Here is a 13,727-nt window from a genome sequence, read left to right as displayed (position 1 = left end):
TTCGCACCACGGCTCAACGACGCGAGCGGCGAAAGCTTCTGAGCGTCCTGGAGACTGAGAGACTATGGCGAAGAAGATTACAGGCTACATCAAGCTGCAGGTGCCGGCAGGCTCCGCCAACCCGTCGCCGCCGATCGGCCCGGCGCTGGGTCAGCGCGGCCTCAACATCATGGAGTTCTGCAAGGCGTTCAACGCGCAGACCGGCCAGATGGAGAAGGGGATGCCGATCCCCGTCGTCATCACCGCCTATGCCGACCGCTCCTTCACCTTCGTGATGAAGTCGCCGCCGGTCAGCTACTTCCTGAAGCAGGCGGCGAAGATCCAGAAGGGCGCGCAGACCGTCGGCAAGGGATCCTTCGTCGGCAAGGTCAGCCAGGCTCAGCTCCGCGAGATCGCCGAGAAGAAGATGGCCGACATGAATTGCGACAGCATCGACGCCGCCGTCGCGATGATCGCGGGCTCGGCCCGCTCGATGGGCCTGCAGGTGGAGGGCTGATCATGGCGAAGCTTGGAAAACGCACCGAAAAGTCCCGCGAAGGCGTCGACCGCCTCAAGCTCTATGCGCTTGACGAGGCGCTGGCGATGGTCAAGGACCGCGCCACCGCCAAGTTCGACGAGACGATCGAGATCGCGATCAACCTCGGCGTCGACCCGCGCCACGCCGACCAGATGGTCCGCGGCGTCTGCCAACTGCCGAACGGCTCCGGCCGCACGGTGCGCGTCGGCGTGTTCGCCCGCGGCCCGAAGGCCGAGGAAGCTCTGAAGGCCGGCGCCGACATCGTCGGAGCCGAAGACCTGCTCGAGATCGTGCAGGGCGGCAAGATCGAGTTCGACCGCTGCATCGCGACGCCCGACATGATGCCGCTCGTCGGCCGTCTCGGTAAGGTGCTCGGCCCCCGCGGCCTGATGCCGAACCCGAAGGTCGGCACCGTGACGATGGACGTCGCGGGCGCCGTCAAGGCCGCCAAGGGCGGCGCGGTCGAGTTCCGTGTCGAGAAGGCCGGCATCGTCCATGGCGGCGTGGGCAAGGCGTCGTTCGACGCCGAGAAGCTCGCCCAGAACATCAAGGCGTTCACGGACGCCGTGGTGAAGGCGAAGCCGACCGGCGCCAAGGGCCAGTACGTCCAGAAGATCGCGGTCTCCTCGACCATGGGCCCGGGCGTGCGCATCGAACCCTCGACGGTTCTGGGCGGCGCTTGAGTTTGTAAGAGATTCGTCCGGGGGCGACCCCGGGCGGAAGGGAAGGGCGGATCGTCATCCGTCTTTCCCGACCTGTCCGAGATAGCAGGCGGCCGTCCACGGGGACGACCTTAAGCCCGGATCACCGGGACCTGCCGAGACGGGGACGACCGAATGTCCGGCTCGCGCGAGCGACCTGGTCTTTCGGTTCGAACCATCGCCGTGCCGCTTCTTCCAGCGTCATGCGCGGACAGGCTGGAAGCCGCCGTCGCCGCCGACGGGCCTCAGGGTCCCCGGACGGACGACGGTCGTTGCAACCCGGCGGCACCCATCAGGGCGCCGTCAACCGGAGAGAGCACGTGGACCGCGCAGAAAAGCGTGACATGGTCGCGACGCTGAACTCGGTGTTTTCGAACTCCGGGGCCATCGTCGTCGCTCACTACTCGGGCCTGACCGTCGCTCAGATGTCGACCTTGCGTCGACAGATGCGGGACGCGGGCGCGAGCGTGAAGGTCGCGAAGAACAGGCTCGCCAAGATCGCTCTCGAAGGCACGGACGCGGCCCATATCGGCGCGCTGCTGCAGGGACCCACCGTCCTTGCCTACAGCGACGATCCGGTGGCGGCTCCGAAGATCGCGGTCGAGTTCGCCAAGGCGAACGACAAGTTCGTGATCCTCGGCGGCGCAATGGGCGCGACCTCCCTGAACCCCGACGGCGTGAAGGCTCTGGCCACGCTGCCGTCGCTCGACGAACTGCGCGCCAAGCTCGTGGGCCTCATCCAGGCGCCCGCGACCAAGATCGCGCAGCTCTCGACCGCGCCAGCCGCAAAGCTCGCGCGCGTGTTCGGGGCATACGCCAAGCGAGACGAGGCGGCGTAAGCCGACCCTTCAAGTTAAAATCTGGTTCGAACCTAAGGACGTAAACACATGACTGATCTGACGAAGATCGTCGACGAGCTGTCCAACCTGACGGTGCTCGAGGCGGCGGAGCTGGCGAAGCTCCTTGAAGAGAAGTGGGGCGTTTCGGCCGCTGCGGCGGTCGCGGTGGCCGGTCCCGCCGGCGGCGGGGCTGCGGCTGCGGCCGTCGAGGAGCAGACGGAGTTCACCGTCGTGCTCGCGGCGATCGGCGACAAGAAGATCGAGGTCATCAAGGAGGTCCGCGCGATCACCGGCCTCGGCCTCAAGGAAGCCAAGGACCTTGTCGAAGCGTCGCCGAAGCCCGTCAAGGAAGGCGTCACCAAGGACGAGGCCGAGAAGCTCAAGGCCCAGCTCGAGAAGGCCGGCGCCAAGGTCGAGCTCAAGTGAGCTGACGCAGGGGCTTGAAACCCTGCGCATGACAAACGACTTATGGGGGCTGGCTGGTCGCCGGCTCCCGTAAGTTCTGCTCCGAAGCCGCGTGGGACGACGTCGCGGGACGTCGTTTTCCTCCGCGGCTTTCAGCGCCTTCCGGGATCCCAGACCCCGGCGGACGGGACTACCAGCGGGCTCGGCGACGAGAGGAGCCCGCCGCGCCTGAGCCAAGGGCCGCCTCCGCGGTCTTTGTCTCAGGCGCGCCCTCGGCAGGATTGAGGAAGACGATGGCTCAGACGATCACCGGCCGCAAGCGTGTCCGCAAGTTCTTCGGCAAGATCCGCGAAGTAACCGCGATGCCGAATCTTATCGAGATTCAGAAGGCGTCCTACGACCAGTTCCTTCTGTTCGATGAGAAAGGCAGCACGCGGCCGGACGAAGGCCTGCAGACCGTGTTCAAGTCGGTGTTTCCGATTTCCGACTTCTCGAACACCTCGATGCTGGAGTTCGTGGATTACGAGTTCGAGCAGCCGAAATACGACGTCGACGAGTGCCGCCAGCGCGGCATGACCTTCGCGGCTCCGCTGAAGGTGACGCTGCGTCTGATCGTGTTCGACGTGGACGAGGAGACCTCCGCGCGGTCCGTCAAGGACATCAAGGAGCAGGACGTCTACATGGGCGACATGCCGCTCATGACGGACAACGGCACCTTCATCGTCAACGGCACCGAGCGCGTCATCGTTTCGCAGATGCACCGGTCGCCCGGCGTGTTCTTCGACCACGACAAGGGCAAGACGCATTCGTCCGGCAAGCTGCTGTTCGCCGCCCGGATCATCCCCTATCGCGGCTCCTGGCTCGACATCGAATTCGACGCCAAGGACATCGTGCACGCCCGCATCGACCGTCGCCGCAAGATTCCGGTGACGTCGCTTCTGTTCGCGCTCGGCATGGACGGCGAGGAGATCCTCGACACCTTCTACAAGAAGGTCCGTTACGACCGTGACGGCGACGGTTGGCGCACCGCCTTCGACGGCGAGCGCATGAAGGGCTTCAACGCGACGGTCGATCTGATCGACGCCGACAGCGGCGAGGTCGTGCTCGAGGCCGGCAAGAAGCTGACGCCCCGACAGGCGCGGCTCATCTCCGAGAAGGGTGTCAAGGCGCTCAAGATCTCGAACGAGGAGATGGTCGGCCAGTACATCGCCGAGGATCTCGTCAACGCCGAGACCGGAGAGATCTGGGCCGAGGCCGGCGAGGAGATCACCGCCAAGCTGCTGGAGAGCTTCCAGGAGATGGCGATCGACGAACTCGACCTGCTCGACATCGACCACATCAACACCGGCGGCTACATCCGCAACACGCTGGCGGTCGACAAGAACGCGACCCGCGAAGAGGCGCTGTTCGACATCTACCGGGTGATGCGTCCCGGCGAGCCGCCGACCCTCGACACCGCGGAAGCCATGTTCCAGTCGCTGTTCTTCGACAGCGAGCGCTACGATCTGTCCGCGGTCGGCCGCGTCAAGATGAACATGCGCCTCGACCTCGACGCCGAGGACACGGTGCGCACGCTGCGCAAGGCCGACATCCTCGCGGTCGTGAAGACGCTGGTCGATCTGCGCGACGGCAAGGGCGAAATCGACGACATCGACCATCTCGGCAACCGGCGCGTGCGCTCGGTCGGCGAGCTCATGGAGAACCAGTACCGCGTCGGACTGCTTCGCATGGAGCGCGCCATCAAGGAGCGCATGTCGTCGGTCGAGATCGACACCGTCATGCCGCAGGACCTGATCAACGCGAAGCCGGCGGCCGCCGCCGTGCGCGAGTTCTTCGGCTCCTCGCAGCTGTCGCAGTTCATGGATCAGACCAACCCGCTCTCGGAGATCACGCACAAGCGGCGTCTCTCGGCGCTCGGGCCGGGCGGCCTGACGCGCGAGCGCGCGGGCTTCGAAGTCCGCGACGTGCATCCGACGCATTACGGCCGGATCTGCCCCATCGAGACGCCGGAAGGCCCGAACATCGGCCTGATCAACTCGCTCGCGACCTTCGCGCGGGTGAACAAATACGGCTTCATCGAGGCCCCGTACCGCAAGGTGCGCGACGGCGGAGTGACCGACGAGGTGCACTACCTCTCGGCGGTCGAGGAATCGAAGCACCATGTCGCGCAGGCGAACGCGGTGATCACCGAGACCGGTCACTTCACCGAGGACCTGATCGTCTGCCGTCACATGGGCGAGGTCGTCTTCGTGCCGATCGAGCGCGTCGACTACATGGACGTGTCGCCGAAGCAGCTCGTCTCGGTGGCGGCGGCGTTGATTCCGTTCCTAGAGAATGACGACGCCAACCGCGCCCTCATGGGTTCGAACATGCAGCGCCAGGCCGTGCCGCTGGTTCGGGCCGACGCGCCGTTTGTCGGCACGGGCATGGAGTCGGTGGTCGCCCGCGACTCCGGCGCCGCGATCGCTGCCCGGCGCGCCGGCATCGTCGACCAGGTGGACGCGACCCGTATCGTGATCCGCGCGACGGAGGAGACCGACGCCGCGAAGCCTGGCGTCGACATCTTCCGCCTCATGAAGTTCCAGCGCTCCAACCAGTCGACCTGCATCACGCAGAAGCCGCTGGTCCGCGTCGGAGACCTCGTGAAGAAGGGCGAGATCATCGCGGACGGTCCCTCGACCGAGCTCGGCGAACTCGCGCTCGGGCGCAACGTGCTCGTCGCCTTCATGCCGTGGAACGGCTACAACTTCGAGGACTCCATCCTCCTCAGCGAGAAGATCGTCTCCGACGACGTCTTCACCTCGATACACATCGAGGAGTTCGAGGTGATGGCCCGCGACACCAAGCTCGGGCCGGAGGAGATCACGCGCGACATTCCGAACGTGTCGGAAGAGGCGCTGAAGAACCTCGACGAAGCCGGCATCGTCTACATCGGCGCTGAAGTGCAGGCCGGCGACATCCTGTGCGGCAAGATCACGCCGAAGGGCGAAAGCCCGATGACGCCGGAGGAGAAGCTCCTCCGGGCGATCTTCGGCGAGAAGGCGTCCGACGTGCGCGACACCTCGCTCCGGGTTCCTCCGGGCGTGACCGGCACGATCGTCGAGGTGCGGGTGTTCAACCGCCACGGCGTCGACAAGGACGAGCGCGCGCAAGCGATCGAGCGCGAGGAAATCGAGCGGCTCGCAAAGGACCGCGACGACGAACTCGCGATCCTCGACCGCAACACCTACGCCCGTCTCGCCGACATGCTCGTCGGGAAGACCGCCGTCGGCGGTCCCAAGGCGATCAAGAAGGACGAGGCGATCACGCGCGAGGCGCTGAGCGACGCGCCCCGGTCGCAGTGGTGGCAGATCGCGGTCTCGGACGACAAGATGATGTCCGAGCTCGAGGCCATGCGCGGCCAGTACGACGAGCAGAAGAAGCGTCTCGAGCAGCGGTTCCTCGACAAGGTCGAGAAGCTGCAGCGCGGCGACGAGCTGCCCCCCGGCGTTATGAAGATGGTTAAGGTCTTCATCGCGGTGAAGCGCAAGATCCAGCCCGGCGACAAGATGGCCGGCCGCCACGGCAACAAGGGCGTGGTCTCGCGCATCGTGCCGGTCGAGGACATGCCGTTCCTCGAGGACGGCACACATGTCGACATCGTGCTGAACCCGCTCGGCGTGCCGAGCCGCATGAACGTCGGACAGATCCTCGAGACGCATCTTGGCTGGGCCTGCGCAGGGCTCGGCGCGCAGATCGGCAAGGCGATCGACGCGTACCGCGCCGGCGCCGGCGTCAAGGAGCTCAAGTCCAAGATCGACGCGGTCTATGGCGATAACGCCCAGATCGCGGAGATGAACGACAATGAGCTCGTCGAGATGTCGGAGACGTTGCGGCGCGGCGTGCCGATCGCGACGCCGGTGTTCGACGGCGCCAAGGAGGCGGACATCGAGCGCATGCTCGAGCTTGCAGGCGTCAACATCTCCGGTCAGTCGACGCTGTTCGACGGGCGGACCGGCGACACGTTCGATCGACAGGTGACGGTCGGCTACATATATATGCTGAAGCTCCACCATCTCGTCGACGACAAGATCCACGCCCGTTCGATCGGCCCGTACTCGCTGGTCACCCAGCAGCCGCTCGGCGGCAAGGCGCAGTTCGGCGGCCAGCGCTTCGGCGAAATGGAGGTGTGGGCGCTCGAGGCATACGGCGCGGCCTACACGCTGCAGGAGATGCTGACGGTGAAGTCGGACGACGTCGCGGGCCGCACCAAGGTCTACGAGTCGATCGTGCGCGGCGACGACGCGTTCGAGGCCGGCATTCCCGAGAGCTTCAACGTGCTCGTGAAGGAAATGCGTTCGCTCGGCCTCAATGTCGACCTGCACACGACGAAGAAGCAGAACGAGCTTCCCCCCGCAGACGCTGCGGAGTGACGGCCTGGCCCGCGGGGCCACGTCGTTCGGCGGACGGACCGTTTGGTCCGCCCGCCGGTGAAACAGGGATTTATGCGGACCTCGAGGCGGCGCTAGCGGTGGCGCTCATCGGGTCACGCGGAAGGAGACGGCGATGAACCAAGAAGTGATGAATCTTTTCAACACGCAGGTTCCTGCCCAGACGTTCGACCAGATCCGCATCTCGATCGCCAGCCCGGAGAAGATTCTCTCCTGGTCGTTCGGCGAGATCAAGAAGCCGGAGACGATCAACTACCGGACCTTCAAGCCCGAGCGCGACGGCCTGTTCTGCGCGCGGATCTTCGGGCCGATCAAGGACTACGAGTGCTTGTGCGGCAAGTACAAGCGCATGAAGTACAAGGGCGTCATCTGCGAGAAGTGCGGCGTCGAGGTCACGCTGTCGCGCGTGCGCCGCGAGCGCATGGGCCATATCGAGCTCGCCGCCCCCGTCGCGCACATCTGGTTCCTGAAGTCGCTCCCGAGCCGCATCGGCCTGCTGCTCGACATGACGCTGAAGGATCTCGAGGCGATCCTCTACTTCGAGAAGTACGTGGTGCTCGAGACCGGCCTGACGCCCCTCAAGGACCGCCAGCTGCTGAGCGAGGACGACTATATCCGCGCGCAGGACGAATATGGCGAGGACGCCTTCACCGCGCAGATCGGCGCGGAGGCGATCCAGTCGATGCTGCGCGCGCTCGACCTGGAGAAAATGGCGGCGGACATCCGCGTCGAGATCTCGGAGGCGACCACCGAGCTCAAGCCGAAGAAGCTCGCGAAGCGACTGAAGATCGTCGAGGCCTTCATGGAGTCCGGCAACAAGCCGGACTGGATGATCATGACCGTCGTGCCGGTCATTCCGCCGGACCTGCGTCCGCTGGTGCCGCTCGACGGCGGCCGGTTCGCGACCTCGGACCTGAACGACTTGTACCGCCGAGTCATCAACCGCAACAATCGTCTGAAGCGGCTGATCGAGCTGCGCGCGCCGGACATCATCATCCGCAACGAGAAGCGCATGCTTCAGGAAGCGGTCGACGCGCTGTTCGACAACGGCCGCCGCGGCCGCGTCATCACGGGCGTCAACAAGCGCCCGCTGAAGTCGCTCAGCGACATGCTGAAGGGCAAGCAGGGCCGCTTCCGCCAGAACCTGCTCGGAAAGCGCGTGGACTATTCCGGCCGCTCGGTGATCGTCGTCGGCCCGGAGCTGAAGCTCCACCAGTGCGGCCTGCCGAAGAAGATGGCGCTCGAGCTGTTCAAGCCGTTCATCTATTCGCGGCTCGACGCCAAGGGCCTCTCGGCGACCGTGAAGCAGGCGAAGAAGCTCGTCGAGAAGGAGAAGCCCGAGGTCTGGGACATTCTGGACGAGGTGATCCGCGAGCACCCGGTGATGCTGAACCGCGCGCCGACGCTTCACCGTCTCGGCATCCAGGCCTTCGAGCCCGTGCTGATCGAGGGCAAGGCGATCCAGCTTCACCCGCTGGTCTGCGCCGCGTTCAACGCCGACTTCGACGGCGACCAGATGGCCGTGCACGTTCCGCTGTCGCTGGAAGCGCAGTTGGAAGCGCGCGTCCTTATGATGTCGACCAACAACATCCTGCACCCTGCGAATGGACAGCCGATCATCGTGCCGTCGCAGGACATCGTGCTCGGCCTCTATTACCTGACGCTGATGCGCGACAACGAGCCCGGCGAGGGCATGGCCTTCGCCAATATGGGCGAGCTGGAGCAGGCGCTGTTCACCAAGTCGGTGACGCTGCACACCAAGATCAAGGGTCGTCACATCGGCATCGGCGCCGATGGCGAGCCGACGTCCAAGATCTATGAGACCACGCCTGGCCGCATGATGCTCGGCCAGCTGCTCCCGAAGACTGCGAAGCTGACCTACGACGTCGTCAACAAGCTGATGACTAAGAAGGAAATCTCGAACATGATCGACACCGTCTACCGCAACTGCGGTCAGAAGGACACGGTCATCTTCTGCGACCGGATCATGACGCTCGGCTTCAGCAACGCGTTCAAGGCCGGCATCTCGTTCGGCAAGGACGACATGGTGGTGCCCGACACCAAGCCGAAGATCGTCGAGGACACCCGCACGCTCGCCAAGGAGTACGAGCAGCAGTACCAGGACGGTCTGATCACCCAGGGCGAGAAGTACAACAAGGTCGTCGACGCCTGGGCGAAGTGCACCGACAAGATCGCGGAGGAGATGATGTCGCGCATCTCCTCGGTTCAGGTCGACAAGGAGACCGGCCGGGCGAAGCAGATCAACTCGATCTACATGATGAGCCACTCGGGCGCCCGCGGCTCCCCGGCTCAGATGAAGCAGCTCGCCGGCATGCGCGGCCTCATGGCGAAGCCGTCGGGCGAGATCATCGAGAGCCCGATCATTTCGAACTTCAAGGAAGGCCTGTCGGTTCTGGAATACTTCAACTCGACCCACGGCGCCCGTAAGGGCCTCGCGGACACTGCGCTGAAGACCGCGAACTCGGGCTACCTGACCCGTCGTCTCGTCGACGTGGCGCAGGACTGCATCATCACCGAGGACGATTGCGGCACCGATGCGGGCATCCGGGTCCGCCCGGTGGTCGACGCCGGCCAGATCGTGGCGACGCTCGGCATGCGCACGCTCGGCCGCACCACGGCCGAGGACGTCCAGCATCCGGCGTCGGGCGAGATCATCGTGCCCAAGAACACGCTGATCGTCGAGAAGGACGTCGACGTGATGGCGCAAGCCGGGGTCCAGGAGATCCGCATCCGTTCGGTGCTGACCTGCGAGACCAAGATCGGCGTCTGCAAGGCCTGTTACGGGCGCGATCTCGCCCGCGGCACGCCCGTCAACATGGGCGAGGCGGTCGGCGTCATCGCGGCGCAGTCGATCGGCGAGCCGGGCACGCAGCTCACCATGCGCACGTTCCACATCGGCGGAACGGCGCAGCTTGCGGACTCGTCCTTCGTCGAAAGCTCGTTCGAGGGCACCGTCAAGATCCGCAACCGCAACGCGGCCCGGAACTCCGACGGCGACCTCATCGTGATGGGCCGCAACGTCGCGGTCGTGATCGTCGACGCCAATGGCGTCACGGAGCGGGCGACCCATCGCCTGCTCTACGGCGCGAAGCTGCGCGTCGACGAGGGCGACAAGATCAAGCGCGGACAGCGGATCGCCGAGTGGGATCCGTACACCCGGCCGATCCTGACCGAGGTGGACGGCAAGACCGCATTCGAGGATCTGGTTGAAGGCTCGTCGCTGAAGGAGACCTCGGACGAGGCGACCGGCATCACCAAGCGCGTCGTCATGGACTGGCGGACGTCGACCCGCAGCGCGGATCTGAAGCCGTCGATCATCGTTCTCGACAAGGACGGCAAGATCATGAAGCCGGCCAAGGGCGGCGAGGCGCGCTACCAGCTCGCTCCGGAGGCGATCCTGACCTGCTCGCCCGGGCAGGAGATGAAGGCCGGCGACGTGCTGGCCCGCATCCCCACCGAAAGCGCCAAGACGCGTGACATCACCGGCGGTCTGCCGCGGGTGGCGGAGCTGTTCGAGGCGCGTCGTCCGAAGGACGCGGCGATCATCGCCGAGATCTCCGGCACGGTGCAGTTCGGCAAGGACTACAAGAACAAGCGCCGCGTCACGCTGATCCCGAGCGAGGAAGGCGGCGAGCCCGTCGAGTACCTCATCCCGAAGGGCAAGCACGTCCAGCTTCAGGACGGCGACGTCGTGGAGCAGGGCGACTACATCGTCGACGGCAATCCGGCGCCGCACGACATCCTGGCGATCAAGGGCGTGGAGGAGCTTGCGGCTTATCTCGTCAACGAGATCCAGGAGGTCTACCGGCTCCAGGGCGTGCAGATCAACGACAAGCACATCGAGGTGATCGTCCGCCAGATGCTGCAGAAGGTCGAGATCTCGGACGCCGGCGAGACCGAGCTCATCACCAATGAGCAGGTCGACCAGCTGGAGTTCGACGCGGTCAACGCCAAGGCTCTCGAGGAAGGCAAGAAGCCGGCCGTCGGCCATCCGGTTCTGCTGGGCATCACCAAGGCGAGCCTGCAGACCCGGTCCTTCATCTCCGCCGCCTCCTTCCAGGAGACGACGCGGGTGCTGACGGAGGCCGCCGTCAATGGCAAGGTCGACGACCTGGAGGGGCTGAAGGAGAACGTGATCGTCGGACGCCTCATCCCGGCCGGCACCGGCTCGGTCATGAACAGGGTCCGCGAGATCGCGACCCATCGCGACGAACTGATCCTGGCCCAGCGGGCGCAGGAGAGCGCGAAGTCGGACACGCCTCTGCTCGAGGCGTCCGACGCAGCCGAATAAGTCGACCGCCGACAGGCGGCCGACGACGCATGACGCATGACGCGGCGGGGGCCGTCGGGCGACCGACGGCCCCCGCTCCATGACGGGCGGAGCGTGGACGCGAGCGAACGCCCGCCGTGGAAGGTGCACGGGGGAAGGGCGCGTGGCGGCGGACATCGTCGACAGGATCTATGAGGCGGCGGCGCTGCCGGAGCTCTGGGCCGACGTCTATCACGAGCTCTCTCTCGCCCACGGCTTCGTGGGCGCGGGCATGTTCACCCTGAACGAGCGGTTTCAGCGCGGCGTCGCGTCGCCGGCGATCCGGGAGTTGCTCGACGCCTTCATCGCCGGCGGCTGGGCGGCGCGCAATCCGCGCGCCCCGCGGGTCGCGGCGCGCGGCCTCGTCGGCTTCGTCCGGGATCAGGACATCCTGACCGACGAGGAGATCGCGACCGATCCGATGTATGTCGAGCTTCTCCGGCCGCATGGCGTCGGCTGGGGCGCCGGGGCGGTCGTCAACTGCCCGAACGGCGACGCGATGGTGTTCTCCTTCGAGCGCGCGCTCGAACTTGGGCCGACCGAGCTCTCCACGCTCTCGCGCCTCAATGAGCTTCAGCCGCATCTCGCGCGCGCCGCGGCGTTCTCAGCCCGGATCGATCTCGAAAAAGCCCGCGCCCGCGTTTCGGCGCTCGCCCAGGTCGGGCTTCCGGCGGCGGTGCTGTCGCTGTCGGGCCGGGCGCTCGCCATGAACGAGGAATTCGAAGCGCTGACGGCCCAGGTCACAATTGGCGCCCACGACGCCATGGCGCTTCGGGACCCGCGCGCCGATCGCCAGCTTAGAGCCGCAATCGAACGGGGCCCAGGCGGGGTCGGGCGGTCGATCGCCTTGCCGGGAGCGGATGAGGCCCCGCCGGCGGTGCTGCACGTCCTGCCCATCCGGCGCGCGGCGCGGGACGTGTTCTCGCGCGCCGACTGGCTGCTGGCCGCGCAGCCGCTCGGCATGCGCGGCGCTCCGGACGCCACGCTGCTCGGCGGTCTGTTCGATCTCACCCCGGCGGAAAGCCGCGTCGTCCGCGGCCTCTTGGAGGGCAAGACGCTCGCCGACATCGCGACGGGTCTCGGCCTCAGTCCCACGACCGTGCGCAACCAGCTCGGCTCGATCTTCGCCAAGACCGGCGTCAGCCGGCAGGCCGAACTGGTGCTGCTGTGCGGCTCCTTCGCGAGCTGCCGCGGCCAATAGGCGAACGCGCCCGCTCGGTCTTTGGGCGCGCAGGCGCTTCGAACGGACTTCCGGCTCGCGACCTCGACCCGGAGCCGGATGACGCGCCCAGCCAAGCGTTTCCAGGGCCGATTGGGGCATGGTTTCACGCCTTCGCCAACTGCGCCTTAAGATTCACGGGTTGACGGGTGGCGAGTCGCCGGGGTAGAAGGCGCGCACTCTTCGGCAGGCGGTGATCCCACGCTGCTCGGACGCGGTCCAACGCTCCGACCTTTCGGGATCAAACGCTGTCGCGACCATCTTAGGTCAGTTGCGGGTTCATGACCTGCGGCGCTTGTCGCCGTCGGTCCTCTGCAGGGAGCGGGCGCTTCCTTCGGGAAACCGGAGGCGGGCGTCGTTTCGTTTTGCGCGTCGGTATGTCCGCCGCGCGCTGGACGCATTGAACACGAAAGCGGTTAGGCCAGTATGCCCACCATCAGCCAGTTGATCCGCAAGCCGCGGCAGGCGCCCACGGCGCGCAATACGGTTCCGGCGCTCCAGGCATGTCCGCAGAAGCGCGGCGTCTGCACGCGCGTCTACACCACGACCCCGAAGAAGCCGAACTCGGCGCTTCGTAAGGTCGCCAAGGTGCGCCTCACCAACGGCTTCGAGGTCATCGGCTACATTCCGGGCGAGGGTCATAACCTCCAGGAGCACTCGGTGGTCATGATCCGCGGCGGCCGCGTGAAGGACCTTCCGGGCGTGCGTTATCACATCCTGCGCGGCGTGCTCGACACGCAGGGCGTCAAGAACCGTAAGCAGCGCCGGTCGAAGTACGGCGCGAAGCGGCCGAAGTGAGGATCTGACAGATGTCCCGTCGTCACTCCGCCGAGCGCCGCGAAATCCACCCGGACCCCAAGTTCGGGGACGTCGTGGTCACCAAGTTCATGAACACCGTCATGCGTGACGGCAAGAAGTCGACCGCCGAGCAGATCGTCTACGGCGCGTTCGACCAGGTCGAGGGCAAGCTCAAGCAGAGCCCCGTTGCGGTGTTCCACCAGGCGCTCGACAACATCTCGCCGGCCCTCGAGGTCCGCTCCCGCCGCGTCGGCGGCGCGACCTACCAGGTGCCCGTCGAAGTCCGTCCGGAGCGCCGCCAGGCGCTCGCCCTTCGCTGGCTGCTGGCCTCGGCCCGCGCCCGTAACGAAAAGACCATGATCGACCGGCTGTCGGCCGAGTTGATCGACGCTTCGAACAACCGCGGCTCCGCCGTGAAGAAGCGCGAAGACACGCACCGCATGGCGGAAGCGAACCGCGCCTTCTCGCACTACCGCTGGTAATCGAGC

9 protein-coding genes are annotated in these 13,727 nt (G+C 66.0%); all 9 read left to right on the top strand.

Annotation, left to right across the window (positions count from 1 at the left end; genetic code table 11):
- Window positions 1–64 precede the first annotated feature (64 nt).
- The 9 genes from rplK (at window position 65) to rpsG (ending at window position 13,721) form a co-directional block, all read left to right on the top strand.
- The gene (gene rplK, locus ACO2RJ_RS07590; protein WP_423267385.1) at window positions 65–496 is read left to right on the top strand and encodes a 50S ribosomal protein L11; all 432 of its coding nucleotides are present in this window, start codon (window positions 65–67) and stop codon (window positions 494–496) included.
- Window positions 497–498: 2 nt separating this feature from the next.
- Window positions 499–1,200, top strand: coding sequence for a 50S ribosomal protein L1 (gene rplA, locus ACO2RJ_RS07585; RefSeq protein ID WP_423267384.1), 702 nt, complete (start codon window positions 499–501; stop codon window positions 1,198–1,200).
- 338 nt (window positions 1,201–1,538) lie between these two features.
- On the top strand, window positions 1,539–2,057 hold the full coding sequence (rplJ, locus tag ACO2RJ_RS07580) for a 50S ribosomal protein L10 (protein ID WP_423267383.1): 519 nt from the start codon (window positions 1,539–1,541) through the stop codon (window positions 2,055–2,057).
- A 48-nt stretch (window positions 2,058–2,105) separates the two neighbouring features.
- Entirely contained in the window at window positions 2,106–2,483 is a 378-nt protein-coding gene (rplL, locus tag ACO2RJ_RS07575) for a 50S ribosomal protein L7/L12 (protein WP_423267382.1), read from the top strand.
- 272 nt (window positions 2,484–2,755) lie between these two features.
- Entirely contained in the window at window positions 2,756–6,874 is a 4,119-nt protein-coding gene (rpoB, locus tag ACO2RJ_RS07570; protein ID WP_423267381.1) for a DNA-directed RNA polymerase subunit beta, read from the top strand.
- Between the two features lie 133 nt (window positions 6,875–7,007).
- The gene (gene rpoC, locus ACO2RJ_RS07565) at window positions 7,008–11,204 is read left to right on the top strand and encodes a DNA-directed RNA polymerase subunit beta' (RefSeq protein ID WP_423267380.1); all 4,197 of its coding nucleotides are present in this window, start codon (window positions 7,008–7,010) and stop codon (window positions 11,202–11,204) included.
- A gap of 142 nt (window positions 11,205–11,346) precedes the next feature.
- Entirely contained in the window at window positions 11,347–12,423 is a 1,077-nt protein-coding gene (locus ACO2RJ_RS07560; RefSeq protein ID WP_423267379.1) for a helix-turn-helix transcriptional regulator, read from the top strand.
- Window positions 12,424–12,867: 444 nt separating this feature from the next.
- On the top strand, window positions 12,868–13,239 hold the full coding sequence (gene rpsL, locus ACO2RJ_RS07555; protein WP_020178159.1) for a 30S ribosomal protein S12: 372 nt from the start codon (window positions 12,868–12,870) through the stop codon (window positions 13,237–13,239).
- 11 nt (window positions 13,240–13,250) lie between these two features.
- The gene (gene rpsG, locus ACO2RJ_RS07550) at window positions 13,251–13,721 is read left to right on the top strand and encodes a 30S ribosomal protein S7 (RefSeq protein WP_423267378.1); all 471 of its coding nucleotides are present in this window, start codon (window positions 13,251–13,253) and stop codon (window positions 13,719–13,721) included.
- Window positions 13,722–13,727 lie beyond the last annotated feature (6 nt).

This window comes from Hansschlegelia sp. KR7-227, assembly GCF_049446035.1.
Lineage (GTDB): Bacteria > Pseudomonadota > Alphaproteobacteria > Rhizobiales > Methylopilaceae > Methylopila.
The sequence above is the reverse complement of the archived record's forward strand: the minus strand, read 5'-3'. Positions and strand labels throughout refer to the sequence as shown.

Bases quoted from the DNA above. Each gene is read 5' to 3' on its own strand.
- rplK (WP_423267385.1), top strand. From the start codon at position 65: ATGGCGAAGAAGATTACAGGCTACATCAAGCTGCAGGTGCCGGCAGGC.
- rplA (WP_423267384.1), top strand. From the start codon at position 499: ATGGCGAAGCTTGGAAAACGCACCGAAAAGTCCCGCGAAGGCGTCGAC.
- rplL (WP_423267382.1), top strand. From the start codon at position 2,106: ATGACTGATCTGACGAAGATCGTCGACGAGCTGTCCAACCTGACGGTG.
- rpoB (WP_423267381.1), top strand. From the start codon at position 2,756: ATGGCTCAGACGATCACCGGCCGCAAGCGTGTCCGCAAGTTCTTCGGC.
- rpoC (WP_423267380.1), top strand. From the start codon at position 7,008: ATGAACCAAGAAGTGATGAATCTTTTCAACACGCAGGTTCCTGCCCAG.
- rpsL (WP_020178159.1), top strand. From the start codon at position 12,868: ATGCCCACCATCAGCCAGTTGATCCGCAAGCCGCGGCAGGCGCCCACG.
- rpsG (WP_423267378.1), top strand. From the start codon at position 13,251: ATGTCCCGTCGTCACTCCGCCGAGCGCCGCGAAATCCACCCGGACCCC.